Origin of the sequence: Qipengyuania xiapuensis (assembly GCF_019711395.1) — a bacterium.
Taxonomy (GTDB): Bacteria; Pseudomonadota; Alphaproteobacteria; order Sphingomonadales; family Sphingomonadaceae; genus Qipengyuania; species Qipengyuania xiapuensis.
Window position 1 is genome coordinate 201,926 of sequence record NZ_JAIGNL010000001.1, and the last position, 17,128, is coordinate 219,053.

12 protein-coding genes are annotated in these 17,128 nt (G+C 65.9%); 4 read left to right on the forward strand and 8 right to left on the reverse strand.

What is annotated here, in order from left to right; genetic code table 11:
* The first annotated feature begins 6 nt into the window (after positions 1-6).
* Genes K3163_RS01105 through K3163_RS01115 form a run of 3 tightly spaced genes read left to right on the forward strand, consistent with a single transcriptional unit; the run spans position 7 to position 3,790 of the window.
* Positions 7-1,581 carry an NAD(P)/FAD-dependent oxidoreductase gene (locus tag K3163_RS01105; protein WP_221551082.1) on the forward strand — a complete coding sequence of 525 codons (1,575 nt, stop codon included), beginning with the start codon at positions 7-9 and terminating at the stop codon, positions 1,579-1,581.
* Between the two features lie 24 nt (positions 1,582-1,605).
* Positions 1,606-2,016, forward strand: a complete 411-nt coding sequence (locus K3163_RS01110) for a GtrA family protein (protein WP_221427195.1) — start codon at positions 1,606-1,608, stop codon at positions 2,014-2,016.
* Position 2,017: 1 nt separating this feature from the next.
* Entirely contained in the window at positions 2,018-3,790 is a 1,773-nt protein-coding gene (locus K3163_RS01115; protein ID WP_247712425.1) for a hypothetical protein, read from the forward strand.
* On the opposite strand, the gene msrB is transcribed toward K3163_RS01115, so the two are convergent.
* From msrB to K3163_RS01135, 4 genes are all read right to left on the reverse strand, one after another.
* Positions 3,787-4,284, reverse strand: coding sequence for a peptide-methionine (R)-S-oxide reductase MsrB (msrB, locus tag K3163_RS01120; RefSeq protein WP_221427194.1), 498 nt, complete (start codon positions 4,282-4,284; stop codon positions 3,787-3,789). The genes K3163_RS01115 and msrB overlap by 4 nt on opposite strands.
* Before the next feature lie 58 nt (positions 4,285-4,342).
* Positions 4,343-5,680, reverse strand: a complete 1,338-nt coding sequence (locus tag K3163_RS01125) for a cytochrome P450 (RefSeq protein WP_221427193.1) — start codon at positions 5,678-5,680, stop codon at positions 4,343-4,345.
* A 149-nt stretch (positions 5,681-5,829) separates the two neighbouring features.
* Positions 5,830-7,053 carry an ABC transporter permease gene (locus K3163_RS01130; protein ID WP_221551084.1) on the reverse strand — a complete coding sequence of 408 codons (1,224 nt, stop codon included), beginning with the start codon at positions 7,051-7,053 and terminating at the stop codon, positions 5,830-5,832.
* A complete protein-coding gene (locus K3163_RS01135; protein ID WP_247712426.1) occupies positions 7,050-8,048 on the reverse strand; it encodes an ABC transporter ATP-binding protein in 999 nt (332 codons plus the stop codon). Before K3163_RS01135 ends, K3163_RS01130 begins: the two co-directional genes overlap by 4 nt.
* Positions 8,049-8,094: 46 nt before the next feature.
* On the opposite strand from K3163_RS01135, the gene queG reads away from it, so the two are divergent.
* Positions 8,095-9,159 carry a tRNA epoxyqueuosine(34) reductase QueG gene (gene queG / locus K3163_RS01140; RefSeq protein ID WP_247712427.1) on the forward strand — a complete coding sequence of 355 codons (1,065 nt, stop codon included), beginning with the start codon at positions 8,095-8,097 and terminating at the stop codon, positions 9,157-9,159.
* Here queG and K3163_RS01145 read toward each other — a convergent pair.
* The 4 genes from K3163_RS01145 to K3163_RS01160 all read right to left on the reverse strand — a co-directional run bounded on the left by K3163_RS01145 (position 9,143) and on the right by K3163_RS01160 (position 17,114).
* Positions 9,143-10,369: an NAD(P)/FAD-dependent oxidoreductase gene (locus K3163_RS01145; RefSeq protein ID WP_221427190.1), complete on the reverse strand. Its 1,227-nt coding sequence runs from the start codon at positions 10,367-10,369 to the stop codon at positions 9,143-9,145. The genes queG and K3163_RS01145 overlap by 17 nt on opposite strands.
* A 52-nt stretch (positions 10,370-10,421) precedes the next feature.
* Positions 10,422-15,116, reverse strand: a complete 4,695-nt coding sequence (locus tag K3163_RS01150; RefSeq protein ID WP_221551086.1) for an NAD-glutamate dehydrogenase — start codon at positions 15,114-15,116, stop codon at positions 10,422-10,424.
* 160 nt (positions 15,117-15,276) lie between these two features.
* Positions 15,277-16,254, reverse strand: a complete 978-nt coding sequence (locus tag K3163_RS01155) for an LLM class flavin-dependent oxidoreductase (RefSeq protein ID WP_221551088.1) — start codon at positions 16,252-16,254, stop codon at positions 15,277-15,279.
* Positions 16,251-17,114, reverse strand: a complete 864-nt coding sequence (locus K3163_RS01160) for a tetratricopeptide repeat protein (RefSeq protein ID WP_345719686.1) — start codon at positions 17,112-17,114, stop codon at positions 16,251-16,253. Before K3163_RS01160 ends, K3163_RS01155 begins: the two co-directional genes overlap by 4 nt.
* Positions 17,115-17,128: the final 14 nt, after the last annotated feature.

The following is a 17,128-nucleotide window of genomic DNA, read 5'->3' on the forward strand; positions in this document are numbered from 1 at the left end:
GTATTCATGGGTACGACCAACAATCCGCTCAAAGTCGATGTCGCAATCATCGGGGCGGGTCCCGCCGGTCTTACGGCAGGCTATTTGCTGACCAAGCAGGGCAAGACGGTTGCGATCGTCGAAAAGGACGAAACCTATGTCGGCGGCATCAGCCGCACGGTCGAACATGAAGGCTACCGTTTCGATATCGGCGGCCACCGCTTCTTCTCGAAGAGCCAGCAGGTCGTCGACCTGTGGAACGAGATCCTGGGCGAGGACGATTTCATCCAGCGCCCGCGCATGAGCCGCATCTATTACGAGGGCAAGTTCTACAGCTATCCGCTGCGTGCCTTCGAAGCGCTGTGGAACCTCGGCATCCTGCGCTCGACCGTCTGCATGGCGAGCTATCTCCAGTACAAGCTCTTCCCCAAGAAGGACGTGAAGAGCTTCGAGGACTGGACGACCAACCAGTTCGGCCACAAGCTCTATTCGATCTTCTTCAAGACCTACACCGAGAAGGTGTGGGGCATGCCCTGCGACGAGATGAGCGCAGACTGGGCAGCCCAGCGCATCAAGGGCCTCTCGCTCTGGGGCGCGGTCACCGATGGCCTCAAGCGTAGCCTCGGCCTCAACAAGAAGCCGAACGACGGGCAGGCCGTGAAGACCCTGCTCGAAACCTTCCGCTACCCGCGCCTCGGCCCGGGCATGATGTGGGAAGCTGCGCGCGACAAGATCCTCGCCACCGGCAAGGGCCAGCTGTTCATGGGCCATGCGCTCAAGCAGCTTTCGGCCGATGCCAAGGGCGGCTGGCGCATGAGCGCGAGCGGTCCGGATGGCGATATCCTGATCGAAGCCGATCACGCGATCAGCAGTGCGCCGATGCGCGAACTGTCGAAGCGCCTGCATCCGCTGCCGCAGTCGACGCTGCAGGCGAACGAACTCAAGTATCGCGACTTCCTGACCGTGGCGCTGATGGTCGAGGGCGAAGACCTCTTCCCGGACAACTGGATCTACATCCACGACAGCAAGGTGAAGGTCGGCCGCGTGCAGAACTTCCGCAGCTGGTCGCCGGAAATGATCCCGGACGAGGACATGGCCTGCGTCGGTCTCGAATATTTCTGTTTCGAAGGCGACGGCCTGTGGTCGATGGACGACGACGACCTCGTCAAGCTCGCCACCGACGAGATGGAAATCCTGGGCCTCGTCGACCCCAAGAAGGTCAAGTCGGGCGCCGTGGTCCGCCAGGAAAAGGCCTATCCGGTCTATGACGAGGACTATGCCGCCAATGTCGATGCGATGCGCATCGAGCTGGAGGAAAAGCACCCGACGCTGCACCTCGTGGGCCGCAACGGCATGCACCGCTACAACAACCAGGACCACGCGATGATGACCGCCATGCTGACGGTCGAGAACATCATCGCCGGCGAGCGTGTCTACGACACCTGGTGCGTCAACGAGGACGCCGAGTATCACGAAGCCGGCGACGAGGGTGCGGAACGCACGCTGCCCAATCGCCAGCTGACCGAAGACCAGGCCGCAGCGCTCAACTCGGTCCGCGACGTGCCGACCAAGGTCGAACCCAAGGACCGCGAGGCCGCCTGAGGCTGAGCGCGAGAGGGGGCAGGCATGAGCAAGGTTCTTTCCCGGCTGCAGCGTATCCGCTTGCTGCGATACGGTTTCGCCAGCGTGGCAGCGCTTGCCGTCGACATGGGACTGTTCCTTGCCCTCCTCGCATTCGCGGTTCCCGCCGCGGCCGGTTCTGCGCTTGCCTATTCGGCCGGCATCCTCACCCACTGGCTGATCTCGAGCCGCGCCGTTTTCGCTGATACCGTCGCCGAACGCGGGCCGGAGCGCACGCGCCAGAAGGCACTCTTCGTCGGCTCGGCGCTGGTCGGCCTCGGCCTTACCACCGCCATCGTCGGTATCGGCGAGATCGCTGGCATCGATCCGCGGCTGGCCAAGCTATTCGCCATCGGCGTGAGCTTTGCCGCCACATGGCTATTGCGCAGCCGCGTCGTCTTCCGCTCTAACGCCTGACATGGCTTACGACCGGCGCGCGCGCCTCGGAGAATTCCCTGCTGTGCAGCTGCTCCTTGCATGGGCGGCGGTGAGCGCGATCCTGTTCCTCGCCGGCCTCGGCAGGCTCGCGCAGGGCCAGTTTCCCGACCCCGACGATGTGCTGAGGCTCGTGCAGGTGCGCGACCTGCTCGCCGGGCAGGAATGGTTCGACACCACGCAATACCGCATCGATCCGCCCGCCGGCACCGCAATGCACTGGACGCGGCTGGTCGATATCCCGCTCGCGCTCGTCATCGGCGGACTTACACCGCTGCTCGGGCAGGCCGCAGCCGAGACCGTGGCGCTGGTCGCTGTTCCGCTCCTGACATTCGGCCTCGCGGCATTTGCCATCGGCCGCCTCGCATGGCGCATGCTGGGTGCGCGCGCGGCGATCTTTGCCGTGCTTGCCTGCGGCTTCCTTCCGGCACTCCTGTTCCAGTTCCGCCCGATGCGGATCGACCATCACGGCTGGCAGATCGTCAGCGTCGCCTTCGCGCTCTGGGCGATCAGCTGGCGCGACACGCGAAAGGGCGGCTGGGTGGCGGGCCTCGCCATGGCTTTCGGCCTCAGCATCTCGCTCGAAATCCTCCCGCTCGCCGGAGCATTCGGCGCGATCCTGTTCTCTCGCTGGTGGTTCGACCACGCGCAGCGCGGCTGGCTGGTCGCCTATATGCAGGCGCTGTCGGGCGGACTGGTGCTATTCTACCTCGCGACCCGAGGGCCTGCCGCATGGACGCAATATTGCGACGCGATCTCGCCCGCGCATCTTGGCTTCTTCCTCACCGCCGCGCTCGGCACATGGATCCTCGCCAAGACCACGAAACTGCGGGGTTTCGGACTGATCGTGCTCTTCTCGATCGTCGGCGCAGCGGCGCTGGCCGTTTTCGCGATGTCTTCTCCCACCTGCCTGACCACGCCCTTCGCGGCGCTTGACCCGGCGGTGGATGCGCTGTGGTATCGCCGCGTGCTCGAGGGCCAGCCGCTGTGGTCGCAGGAGATCGGCACCGTCGTGCCCGCGATCATCCAGATGCTCGCCGCAATCGGCGCAACGATCGCGATCCGCGCGCGCTCGATCGACTGGGTCCGCGGCTGGTGGACCGAATACCTGCTGCTGCTCGTGTTGGTGAATATCGCCGCGTTGCTGGTGGTGCGTTCGCTCGGCCTCGCCTCGATCATCGCCGCGATCCCGCTCGGCTGGCTGGCGGCGAACCTGCTCGACCGCGTGCGCCGCGAGAAGGCGATCGTTGCGCGGGTTGTCTCTGTCCTCGCGCTGGTCATCCTGCTCGCGCCGATGACGCCGGTGACGCTCTCGAAGCTGGTCGCGCCGCAGGCAGGCGGCGAAGGGAACACGGCTGCCAAGGTGCAGGAAGCGCGCTGCGCGATCCGCGATCAGGCCGAAAGGCTCGGCATGCTGCCGCAAGGCACGGTTTTCGCACCGCTCGATATCGGGCCGACCATCCTCCTTAAGAGCCACCATAGCGTGATCGCGACCGGCCACCACCGCGCGAACGAGGCGATGGCCGACGTCATTCATGCCTTCACGAAAGAGCCCGCCGAGGCCCGCGCGATCGTGGCGGAACACGATGCCGATTACCTTGCGCTGTGCAGCGATCTTGCAGAGGCGAACCTGTTTGCCGCGACCGCGCCCGACGGGCTTGCCGCACAGCTGGTCGCGGGCAATCCACCCGCATGGCTCGAACCGGTCGAAATTGGCGGACCGGAGGAGTTCCTGGTCTACCGCGTCGCCGACTAGGCGGGGATGAAGTCCAGCGCGAGGCCGTTGATGCAATGGCGCTTGCCGGTGGGCTTGGGTCCATCATTGAAGATGTGCCCCAAGTGCCCGCCGCAATCGGCGCAGTGCACTTCGGTCCGCGGATAGCCGATCTTGTAGTCGGTGCTGGTGCCGACCGCGCCCTTGTCGATCGCCTGCCAGAAACTTGGCCAGCCGGTGCGCGAATCATATTTGGTCTTCGAGCTGTAGAGCCGGTTGCCGCAGCCTGCGCACACGAAGGTTCCCGCCCGCTTCTCGTCATTGAGCGGCGATGTGTAGGGGCGCTCGGTCCCCGCTTCGCGCAGGATGTAGAACTCGTCCTTCGTCAGCTTCTTGCGCCACTGCGCCTCGCTGAGCGAAATCGGATAGTCCTTCGCCTGCGCCTCGTTCGATCCGCATGCGGCGAGCGCCGTCGCGGCGACGCCCGACCCAAGCAGGCCGAGGAAGGCGCGCCTGTTTTCTCGAATATCGTGCATGTCTCTACCCATAGGCTATTGCCTATGAATACGCGCGAAACGGCAAAAAGGTTACGCCTCAGAACTCGGTGATTTCGACTTCCAGCTTGCGGAAGCCATGCACGAAGTTCGCCCGGACACGCTCCACGTCGCCTGCCAGGTGCACACGCATGCGGCGCTTGTGCATTTCCTCGAGCAGGATGCGCAGCTGCAGTTCGGCAAGGCGTGCACCGACGCAGCGGTGGATGCCGTAGCCGAAAGCGATGTGCCGGCGCGCATTCTCGCGCTCGATATCGAGCTTGTCGGGGTTCTCGAAGACCTGCTCGTCGCGGTTCGCGCTGAGATACCAGAGAACGACCTTGTCGCCCTTCTTGATCTTCTGGCCGAAGACCTCGGTATCCTCTGTGCAGGTGCGGCGCATATGCGCGAGAGGGGTCTGCATGCGCAGGATTTCCTGCACCGCGTTCGGGATCAGCTCGGGCTTCTGCTCGAACAGCTTGCGCTGGTCGGGGTTTTTGTCGAGCTGGTAGATGATCCCGCTCATCGAGTTGCGGGTGGTGTCGTTGCCGCCCACGATCAGCAGCACGAGATTGCCCATGAATTCCTCGGGGCGCATCTGGTTCATCGCGTCCGAGTGGATCATCATCGAGATGAGATCGTCACCCGGCTCCTTGTCGTGGGTGCGCTCGACCCAGAGCGACTGGAAATAGGCTGCCATCTCATGGAGGAAGCCCCAGCGCATCTCGTCGAGTTCGCGCACGGTGGCGAGCTCGGTGTCGCCCGACCAATCGGACCAGAAGGTGAGCAGGCGGCGGTCTTCCCAGGGGAAGCCGAAGAGGATCGCGAGCATGCCCGTGGTGAGCTCGATAGACACCTTGTCGACCCAGTCGAAGACCTCGCCGCGCGGCAGGCTGTCGAGCAGCTCGCCGGTGCGCTGGCGGATTTCGCCTTCCATCTCGGCCATGCCCGAGGGCGTGAACTTGGGCGCCACGGTCCGGCGCTGGCCGGTGTGCTGCGGGCGGTCCATCGCGATGAACATCGGCAGCTCGCGGCGGTCGACACCGGTCTCGGCGATCTCTTCCTCGGTCAGCCGGTTGAGGATGGTGATGCCGCCATGCTCCCAGCTCGACGAGAAGACTTCGGGCAGCGCCTCGATATGCTGGATCGCCTTGTGCTGGACGACCGCCCAGTACGGGCCGAAGGGGCTTTCGGGAATGTAATGGAGCGGACCTGCCTCGCGCATCTCCCTGAAGATCGGATGCCAGGTGTTCTCGGCATAGATGTCGCTGCGGCTCACGTCCCACTTGTGGGTGTGCTGCAGGCGCTCTTCGGGATGCTCCTCGAAATGCTTCTTGAGCGCTTCGTAGGCTGTGGGGCTCGAATGGACTTCGGGCCGTTTCGGGGCGATGGTGGCCATGTTTTTCTCCCGGGGGACGACTCCATCAAGGGCCGCCTCTCTCTGTTCACATCCTGCCGCAACTGACAGTGGTGTCAATAGTGCGTTGCAAAAACGAACCTAATCACGCGCCTGGGCGGGAGATTGGATGGAGGCGACGCGAAAGCCCCTCAGGCCGAGGCCGCGCCTCCCACGTGGCCCTTTACTGCGCGGCCGCCCTTGCCCGATTTCATCACCCGGCGACGGAACAGCGTTGCGCCGGCCTTGATGAAGATGGCGACGCAGATCCCCTGCCAGACCAGCGCCACGAGATGCGGCCAGATCTCCGGCGACTGGGCAGCGCGCGCCAGCATCGCGAAGGGCGAGGATAGCGGGAAGGCGGCTGCGAACAGCTCGAGCGGGGTGCCCGGTGAGGTCATCGAATAGGCCGCGAGGAAGAACACCAGAAGCTGCGCCATCGTCACCGGCATGGAGAGTGTCTGTACCTCGCGCACGGTCGTCGCCATGCCGCCGATGGTCAGGAACAGCGATCCCAGCAGCAGGTAACCCATCGCGAAATAGGCGACGCCGAGGAGGACGAAGAGCGGCCAGCCGAGCGCCGGTTCGGGCATGTCGGGCACGGCATCGCCCGCCAGCGCGAAGATCGCCCCGCCGAATGCGCCCCAGACGGCAATGCCGACGAAGCTCACGCCGAGCATGGCAAAGAGCTTGCCTAGGAACACCGCGTCCATCGGGATTGCCGCGGCGAGCACCTCGATGACCTTGTTCGCTTTCTCCTCGACGAGGTTCGACAGGACCATGCCCGCCAGCAGCATCATTAGGAGGAAGAGAAGGAGCTGGCCGGCCTGCGCGGTCTTGATCCGATCCGAGCGTTCGGCAGCGGCGCTGCTTGCGAGGGGTCGCTCCTCGATCGCGGGAAATTCTGTCGGCGCGGAGCCGTTCGCCATGGCTGCAAGGAGCGAGACCGCGCCCTCCCAGCGATGGATCTGGACGTGCGGGCCGGTGAGGATCGGGCGCTCGAGATCGCCTGTCACCACCACCGCATAGTTAGAGCGGGTCAGGATTTCTTCGGCAGAGAGGTCCTCGTCGCCTTCGCTCTCGACCGCTTCGAACTCGGGTATGCCGGCCATCGTTTCGGTCGCCACTTCGCGGGCTTGGAGGATGGCGGCGTTGTTCTCAGCCGACATGGCGAGCGCGACCGTGTTGACCAGCGTCTCGCGCTGGACCTGTCCGCCGATCCCGCCCGCAAGCCCGCCGACGATGATCGGGAAGAGCGGGCCGAGCAGGAAGAAGAAGAAAGCGCGGCTGAAAAGGATCGCCTTGAAGTCGCGGCGCGCCACGACCCATGCAGCCTGCAAGAGCGAGAGGCGCGAGGCCTGGTCGGAACTCCTCATCGCACGTCCTCCGCTGCATCGTCCTCGAGCGCGCGCGCCGCTGCCTCGCCTGCGATTTCGACGAAGGCATCGTGCAGGCCGGCACGCTCGATCGAGAGCGAGAGGATCCCCGCTTCGCCATCGATCAGCCGCTTCAGAAGCGCCTCGATCCCGCCTTCGGGAATCGGGAAGTACCAGAAGTGTCCGCTGCCTTCCTTGGCGTCGTGGCGCGCGTCTTCGGGCAGCGCGCTGCGCCATTCGCCGTCCGCATTGCGCGTCTCGAGACGCACCTGCGCGGGGATGCGATCACGTGCGGCGTCGACCGATCCGGCATAGGGCACGCGGCCGCCGGCAATGATCGCGACATCGTTGCACAGCCGCTCGGCGTGATGGATCACGTGGGTCGAGAAGATCACCGTCGTGCCTTCTTTCGCAAGATCGCGGATCATCACTTCGAGCTTGCCCTGGTTGATCGCGTCGAGGCCGCTGAACGGCTCGTCGAACACCACCAGCTTCGGCCGGTGGACCAGCGTGCCCAATAGCTGCACGGTCTGCGCCATGCCCTTCGACAGCTGGCGGATCTGGCGGTCGATCGCGTGGCCGAGGCCGTGGTTTTCCATCAGCTCGCGCCCGCGCTTCTTGCCCTCGTCGAGCGGGAGGCCGCGCAGCGCGCCCATGAAGGCGATCGCGTCGTCGCATTTCATCGCCGGATAGAGGCCGCGTTCCTCGGGCAGGTAGCCGATCCACTTGGCGATTTCGTGCGGGCGGTCGTGACCGAAAACGCGGCGCACGCCCTCGTCGGGATCAATGATGCCCAGCAGCATGCGCAGCGTGGTCGTCTTGCCCGCGCCATTGGGGCCGAGGATGCCGTAGATCGCGCCTTCGGGAACGGAGATGTCGACCCCGTCCACGGCGAGCGTATCGTCGAAGCGTTTCACCAGCCCGCGCGCCTCGATGGCGAGCGGACGGTTGTAATCCTGCGAATTTGGCGACATCGCACCCGTCTCGGTCAACATAGGCCGACGAGTTAACCGTGCGATGTGAACGGGAGCAACAGCAAGTTTGGTTAAAGCCGTCTCACCAGGCGAATTGCAGGAGGCCCTGAGAGCCGAGGCGAAGGCGCTCGGCTTCGCTGCCTGCGGCTTTACCGGGGCAGGCGAAGACCCCTTGCGCGCCGAGCGGTTCGAGCAATGGCTCGGCGAGGGTCGTCACGGCTCGATGGAGTGGATGGAGAGCCGCAAGGCGCAGCGCGCCAGCCCGCATGGTCTCTGGCCCGAGGCGAAGAGCGTGATCGCGCTGGGCATGAGCTATGCGCCGGATGTCGACCCGCTGGCGCTGGAGGAGCATCCCGACAAGGCGCGGATTTCCGTCTATGCGCATGGCCGCGACTATCACGACGTGGTCAAGAAGGCGCTCAAGGCGCTCGCCCGCTGGCTCGTCGCGCAGGCGCCCGACAGCGAGCTCAAGGTCTTCGTCGACACGGCCCCGGTGATGGAAAAGCCGCTCGGCGAGGCCGCGGGGATCGGCTGGCAGGGCAAGCACACCAATCTCGTGAGCCGCGAACACGGTAGCTGGATGTTTCTCGGCGCGGTCTATTCGACGATACCCTTCGCGCCCGACGCGCCGCATCGCGACATGTGCGGATCGTGCCGTGCCTGCCAGGACGCCTGCCCGACCGACGCTTTCCCCGCCCCTTATCGGCTCGATGCGCGGCGGTGCATTTCCTACCTCACGATCGAGCACAAGGGGCCGATCCCGGAGGAGTTCCGCGAGCCGCTCGGCAACCGCATCTACGGCTGCGACGATTGCCTCGCGGTGTGCCCGTGGAACAAGTTCGCCGATGCCGCGCACCGGCACATGAAGCTCGCGCCGCGCGAGGAACTGATCGCCCCGCCGCTGTCCGAGTTCCTTGCCTTCGACGATGCGGGCTTCCGGCAGTTCTTTTCCGGCTCGCCGATCAAGCGCATCGGGCGCGACCGTTTTATGAGGAATTGCCTCTATGCCGCAGGGAACAGCGGCGATCCGACATTGATGGGGCAGGTCGAGGCTCTGCGGAGCGACCCCGATCCGGTGGTGGCGGAGGCAGCCGACTGGGCAGCCGCCCGGCTTCTCAGCCCATCTCCTTGAGCGGCACCTCGGTGTCCGACAGCAGGTCCGGATCGACCTCTGCGCGGCCCATCACCAGCTTGCGTCCCTGCGCGTAGTCGCGGGTGTTGTTGACGCAGTCGAGCGCGATGACCGTGCCCTCGCGCAGGTAGACCAAGCTGAACTTGCGCTCCGCCGGATCGCCGCGAAGCACAGTCTGGTCGTAGCCATTGGAGATGCCGACCGTCTGCAAGCGCAAATCATACTGGTTCGACCAGAACCACGGCACAGCGTCGTAATCCTGCTTGTCGCCCATGATCGCCTTGGCCGCGACACTCGCCATGTCGTTGGCGTTCTGCACCGATTCCAGCCGGATGATGGCATTGTCGGCATAGGGGTTTGGATGCGCCGCGCAGTCGCCGATGGCGTAAATATCGTCGAGCGAAGTGCGACAGAACGTGTCCACGTCGACCCCGTTGCTGCCCGCAGCGCCCGCCGCGATCAGCGGGCCGACTGCCGGAACGATCCCGATACCGACGATCACGATCTCGCAGGCGATGGTCTCGCCGGTCGAAAGCGTGACGCCGGTGACCTTTTCGCCGTCGCCTTCGATCCGCTCGACACCCGTCTCGAGCCGCAGGTCGACACCGTGCTTGCGATGCTCGGCAGCATAGAATTCCGAGATTTCGGGTCCCGCGACGCGTGCCAGCACGCGGTCCTGCATTTCGACGACGGTGACCTGGCGATCCATCTTGCGCAGCACGGCCGCCGCCTCGAGCCCGATATAGCCCGCGCCGATGACCACCGCGCGCTGTGCGCCTGCGGCCAGCTCCGCCATCAGCGCGTCGGTATCGCGGCGCGTGCGGATGGTGTGGATGCCTGCCAGTTCAGCGCCCGGGCAGCCCAGTCGCCGCGCATCGCCGCCGCCTGCCCAGATGAGCTTGCGATAGCTGACCATCGTGTCGTCCGAGAGCGCGATCGTGTGCTTGACCGGATCGACCTCGTTCGCATTCGCGCCGAGCCGCAGCGTTACATTGCGGTCGGCCCAGAAGGCTTCGGGACGGATGAGGATCTTCTCGAAGGGCTTCTCGCCCCCGAGGTATTCCTTCGACAGCGGCGGGCGTTCGTAAGGCGGATTGCGGTCGCGGCTGACCATCAGGATCGAATCCTCATGGCCTGCCTGGCGCAAGGCTATTGCTGCCTGCGCGCCGCCGTGCCCCGACCCCACGATGACGACGTCAAAATGATCCATGGCCACCACGGCTGGCGTCAAACTCGCGCGCGGTCAAGCTTTGCGAGGCGCGTCAGCGCGCCAGGACGTTGCGCGCCATGCTTGCGATCTGGGCGAGCATGGCAGGCGCGACAGGCGTCTGCGACTGCGCGCGATCGACCATCATGCGGAACTGGCGCATCGCGACCGACTGGTCCTCCGCCCAGCTCTCGACCACCTGCGGCATGTCGCTCTTCGCGTCCTTGCGGCGCGACAGGCGGCGCAGCAACTCGATCCGCATCTGCTGGAAATCGCGCGCAAGGCCCGAGGTCAGCAAGCGTTCCCACACGTCCGAGGGGTTCATCTTGGCCGCGGTGCTCTGCGCCCAGTCGATACCCATCATCGCCCCGATGTCGGTGAAGCCCTGCGTGAGCAGTTTCGGATCGATTTCGGTGTCGGCGGCGAGGCTCGCAAGCCCCACCGAGCCGTCGAGATCGAACATGTGCGTCACGCGGCTGGCGATCGCGTCGGGCGCGCCGGCAGCCGTGAAGGTCTCGTGCTGCATGGCCGACTGGCTCTTGATCTCGCTGCCGAGCAGCTGGTCCGAGCAGTTGATCAGCACCGAGACGTTCTTGCCCAGCTCGGAGACCATTTCGCCCGGCTTCACATTGCCTGCGCTGGTGCGCAGCACATCGGACATGAGGTTGCCGGTTGCTGCCGCAAGGCGGTCGAACATGAGCAGGCGTGCGGCCTCGTCCATCTTCGCGCGGTCGAGTTCGCCCCACAGGCTGCGCAGGTCGAAGAGGTGCGCCACCGCAACGAACGCGGCTGCGACGGCGGCGAGCTCGACGCCTTCTTCCTCTGCCAGTTCGAAGGGATGGATCATCCCGAGGCGGTTGACGATCGCATTGGCGAGCTTGGTCGCGATGATCTCGCGGCGCAGGCGGTGGTTTTCGATCTGCGCCTTGAACTTGCCCCGCATCGGCTCGGGGAAGCTGCGCATCAGCAGGTCCTCGAGAATCGGGTCGTCGGGAAGGTCGCTCGCCTCGATGGCGTCCTGCAGGACCAGCTTGGTCGAGGACAGCAGCACGGCGAGCTCGGGCCGCGTCAGGCCGGTGCCGTCTGCAGCACGGCGCTGGAGTGCCTGGTTGTCGGCCAGTCCTTCGGTGCGGCGATCGAGATTGCCGCCCGCTTCGAGCGTTTCGATGAGGTGCAGCTGCGAGGCCATGGCGCGCGCGCCGCCGATCTCGGCGATCGAGAGCGCGAGCGCCTGCAGGCGGTTGTCTTCCAGAACCAGCGCGCTGACCTCGTCGGTCATTTCCTCGAGCAACTTGACGCGGCGCGGCTCGGCGAGCCTGCCTGCGCGCTTGGCCGCGGCGAGTGCGATCTTGATATTGACCTCGTTGTCCGAGCAATCGACGCCGGCCGAATTGTCGATGAAGTCGGTGTTGCAGCGCCCGCCATTGAGCGAGAACTCGATGCGTCCGGCCTGCGTGGTGCCGAGGTTGGCACCCTCGCCGATCACGCGGGCACGCACTTCCTTGGCATCGACGCGCAGCGGATCGTTCGCCGGATCGCCGACCTGGACGTTATTCTCGCTCGAGGCCTTGATGTAGGTGCCGATGCCACCGAACCAGATCAGGTCGACCGGCGACTTGAGGATGATCGAGATAAGCGCTTCGGGCTCGAGCTCCTTCTCCTCGGTGCCGAGCACCTTCTGCATCGCCTTCGACAGCTTGATCGTCTTGGCATCGCGCGGGAACACGCCGCCGCCCTTCGAGATCAGCTTCGGATTGTAATCCTCCCAGCTCGAACGCGGCAGGTCGAACATGCGCTGGCGTTCCTTCCAGCTCTTGGCCGGATCGGGATCGGGATCGAGGAAGATGTGGCGGTGGTCGAACGCGGCGACCAGCTTGATCGCCTTCGACAGCAGCATGCCGTTGCCGAACACGTCGCCCGACATGTCGCCGCAGCCCACGACCTGCACGGGCTCGCTCTGCACGTCGATGCCCATCTCGAGGAAGTGGCGCTGGACGCTGACCCAGGCACCCTTGGCAGTGATGCCCATGGCCTTGTGGTCGTAACCCTTCGAGCCGCCGGATGCGAAAGCATCGTCGAGCCAGAAGTCGCGGCTTTCCGCGATCGCGTTGGCGACGTCGGAGAAGCGCGCCGTGCCCTTGTCGGCGGCGACCACGAAATAGGGGTCCTCGCCATCGGTGATCACGACATCGTCGGGGTGCACGACCTTGTCGTCGACGATGTTGTCGGTGACCGAGAGCAGCGTACGGATGAAGACCTCGTAGCTCGCCTGCCCCTCGGCAGCCCAGCCGTCACGGTCGATCGCCGGATCGGGCAGCTGCTTGGGATAGAAACCGCCCTTCGCGCCGGTCGGCACGATCACCGCGTTCTTCACGCGCTGCGCCTTCATCAGGCCGAGGATCTCGGTGCGGAAGTCGTCGCGGCGGTCGGACCAGCGCAGGCCGCCGCGTGCGACCGGGCCCGAACGCAGGTGGATGCCTTCGACGCGGCGCGAATAGACGAAGATCTCGCGCCAGGGGATCGGCTTGGGCAGGCCCGGGACCAGCGAGCTGTCGATCTTGAAGGCAAGCGCTTCGTTGGCGGCCTGCGCGAAGGAATTGGTGCGCAGGATCGCGTCGATCAGCGCATTGTAGAGGCGCAGCAGGCGGTCGTCGTTGATCGCCTTGACCTTGGCGAGACCGCGCTTGATCGCGGCCTTGGCGCTCTCGGTCGCGCTTTCGCGATTGCCCTCGAAGGAGGGATCGTGGCGCGCGGTGAACAGGTCGATCAGCGCGCGGGTGATGTCGGGGTTCTTCGCCAGCGCGTCGACCACGGTGTAGATGGTGAAGCCCATCCCCGCCTGGCGCAGGTAGCGATAGAAGGCGCGCAGCCAGTTGGCCGCCGAGGCATTGAGCCCGGCTTCGGCGACGAGACGGTTGAAGACGTCGTTCTCGGCGTGGCCGTTGAGTACTTCGGCAACCGCTTCCTCGATCGCCTCGGCACGCTCGACAAGGTCTTCCGCATCGACGCCCGGTGCAAGCTGCAGCGCGAAATCGTGGATCGTGCCGAGCTTGCCCTCGCTCAGCACGGTGGGCATTTCGCCCTGGACGTGGAAGCCGAAGTTCTCGAGCACCGGCACGGCGTCGGACAGCGGGAGGCTGCCCTCGGCCTGGTAGAGCTTCAGGCGCAGGCGCGGTGTTTCCTCGCGCTCGCACAGGTAGAGGCGCGCACCGCGATGGGGCGCATCCTCGCCGTCCTCGTCCTCGGCATGGATGCCGAGCGCGCGCAGGCGGGCGATGTCTTCTGCCGCTTCGCGCGGGCCGAAACGGGCGCGGTAGGCGGTCGGGAAACTGTCGGCAAAGCGCATGGCGAGACCGGCCGCGCGGCCCTTCTCGACCATGTCGAGCAGCTCGTTCTCGACCGCCTCGTTCCAGCCGCGCAGCAGCGTCTGCAGCTGCTGTTCGAGCGCCTTCTCGTCGGGCGCCCTGGCGCCGTCGCGAATGTCGAGGACGAAGCGCAGCATCGCGAGGTTGCCGCCCTCGACCTCGAGGCTCCAGTCGAGCAGGCGCGCGGCGGCGCTGTCTTCGAGGAGCGACTTGATCTGCAGGCGGACCTGCGTTGCCAGCATGTCGCGGGGCAGCCACACGAAAGCGAAGAGGTGGCGTGCCAGCGGCGCCTCGACCAGTGCAAGGCGCGGGCGCGGGCGGTCGACGAGACCCATCATGATCGTCGCGACACGCTCGGTGTCTTCCTCGCTGAAACCGATCAGCAGGTCGTGCGGCAGCGCGGTCATCGCATGGACCAGCGCCTTGCCGGCATGGCCGCCCTCGTCGAAATTCAGCTTGTCGCGGATCGCGTCGAGACGCTCGCGCAGGATCGGCACGCCGCGCGGGGGCGTGGCGAGCGCGGCAGAGGTCCACACACCGGCATGTACCGACAGCGCGACCAGCTTCTTGCCTTCGCGGCGGGGCACGATGAACAGGTCGAGCGGCACGTGACGGTGCACGCGGCTGAGGTGGTTGGCCTTGATGATCAGCGGCGTGCGGGCGTCGCCCTTGCTCTCGAACCACTTGAAGGCGCGCTCGTAGCTCGCATCGACCAGCAGCTCAGGTTCGCCCGCGCGGCAGATGCCGAGCTCGCCCTGCTGCGTCCCGTCGCGCAGGCGCACGACGTGGCCGAGCTGAGTCAGCATGCCCGAATCGAGCCATTCCAGGAGGGCCTTGCCTTCCTCGTCCTCGAGCGTCTTCGCGTCGGCGCGCATCTGCTCCTGGAGCTTGGGCCAGTCGGTGACAGCCGCACGCACGTCTTCGAGCGTTTCGGCGAGCTTTTCCTGAAGCGCGCGGCGCTGCTTGGCATCGACGCGCGTGGTCTCGATGTAGATCATCGATTCCCAATAGGCGTCCTCGGGCTCGCCCTCGTCGATACGGCTGAGCGTGCCGTCCTCGGTGCGTTCCACCGGCACGACCGGGTGGACGAGGCGGTCGATCGAGATGCCGAGCGCGGCAATGGTGCTCGCGGTCGAATCGACCAGGAACGGCATGTCGTCATTGATGATGGCGATGCGCGTATAGCGGTGCCCGTTGGAGACCGATTCCACGGCCATCGCCGCTTCGCCGAAGGCGCGCTTCTGGGCCGTCTCGCTCACGAATTCTGCGGCCTCGTCAAGGCGCTTGGGATCGAATGGCGTATCACCCGGCAGCATCGAATCGCGCATGTGCTGCGCGAGCGCCTTGGTCTGGGTTGCGGGGGAAGTGGCGGTCTTGGAACCCATTTGGGGCCTCTCGCTTGCGGCGCGAAAAAATTGCGGCGCCTTGTAATATCCGAGTCGTTACCCGGCTTTGTCAGAGGCGGCGATTAGGCCTGTTGGAGAGCCACTTCAAGCGGCGTGAATGCATTTTTGCATTCCTATGCATGGGCCCGCTTCCGTAGCGTCAGGCGGCAAGCTGCTCCATCGCGAGCCGCAGCGAGGAAATGCGCGCCTGCGGATCGAAGGTGGGACCGGCGAAGATGATCTCGTCGGCGCGGGTGCGAGCAAGGAAAGCGCGCACTGCCTCAGCGCACTGCTCGGGCGTGCCGATGGCGCTCGCCTGTCCGATATGGGCGAGCATCGCCTGTGCGGGCGCGGGCAGCTGGTCGCGATAACCCTCGACCGGAGGTTTGAGCTTCGACGGCTTGCCGGTCCGCAGCGCGACGAAGGCCTGCATCTGCGAGGTCGCCAACGTTTCCGCCTCTTCCTGCGTTTCGGCGCAGAACAGGTTCATTGCGGCCATGACGCGGGGATATCTGTGCGCGTCGCTGGGGCGGAAATCGCGGCGATAGATCTCGAGCGCCGCATCGAGATGGTCGGGCGCGAAATGGCTCGCGAAGGCGTAGGGAATGCCGAGCCGGGCGGCGAGTTGCGCGCCGAACAGGCTCGAGCCGAGCATCCAGAATTCAGGGTTCGCACCGCGTCCCGGGGTCGGGTGGATTTCACCTTCGCCCGCCATCAGCGCCATCAGCTCGGCCACGTCCTGCGGGAACATCTCGGCGGCGCGGTGGAGGTCCTTGCGCAGCGCGCGCTGCAGTTCCGGGCCGGCGCCCGGAGCGCGGCCAAGGCCCAGGTCGACACGGCCGGGAAAAAGCGCATCGAGCGTGCCGAACTGTTCGGCGATCTGGAACGGCGTGTGGTTGGGCAGCATGATGCCGCCCGAGCCGATGCGGATGGTTTTCGTCGCATTGCCGACATGGGCAAGCACGACCGAGGTCGCGCCGCCGGCGATGCCTTCCATCGCGTGGTGCTCGGCTACCCAGTAGCGTGCACAGCCCGCATCCTCGGCAGCGACGGCAAGCGCCGTGGCCGCCTCGAAGGCCTCGCCCAGCGACCCGCCTTCGCGCACCGGCACGAGATCGAGTACCGAGTAGGCGGTCATTCGGGAAAGGTATCCTCTTCGGGAAGCTCGGGTTCTTCGGGGCCGAGCTGGTCGAGATAGCGCTGCGCCCTGTCTGCCTCGCGGCTGCCCGGAGCAACGTCGAGCACCGAGCCGAAGCTTGCACGCGCATCGCTCTCGCGCCCCGACATGGCGGCAATCACGCCTGCTTCGAGACCGACCTGCGGATCGCGCGGAGACAAGAGCGCCGCGCGCTCAATCTGCGCCTGCGCTTCGCCGAGCCTGCCAAGTCGCCGCGAGAGCGTTGCCGAAAGCAGCCAGGCCTCGGCATCGTCGCCGTCGGCCTCGCGCGCTTCGCCCAGTGCCAGCGCGGCGTCTTCCTCGCGGCCCACGCGCACCAGCACCCGCGCAAGATCGACACGCAGGTCTGCGGCAAGCGCGCCGTCACCGGCTGCCAGCGCCTGCCCCCCGGCACGGTCGAGCAGCGGCAGTGCGCCTTCGACATCGCCCGCGGCGAGCGCAGCATTGCCGGCCATTGCAGCCAGCCTTGCCGAATAGGACAGGTTGTCTGCCGGCGCTTCGCCGCTGCCCACTTCGAAGGCGCGGCGCGCCTCGTCGAGCCTGCCGAGCTGCACCAGCGCAAGGCCGAGGCAATGGGCGGACTGGGCGAATTCCAGATCGGTCTGGGCGGTTTCGCGCCATGCCTGTGCGCGGTCGAGCGCGGCCTGGGGGAAGGACGATGCCTCGCGCAGGCACTCCGAAAGCGATTCCTGCGGCGCCTGGGTCTCGCCACGCTCCGGCCGGTCGGCGAGTTCATCGGGCAGGCCGGGCATCGCGCCGGTGGAAGGATCGGGTCCGACCTGCATCAGCAGGAGGAGAGTGGGGGCAAGGATCGGGGTCACGCGTGCTCCGGAAA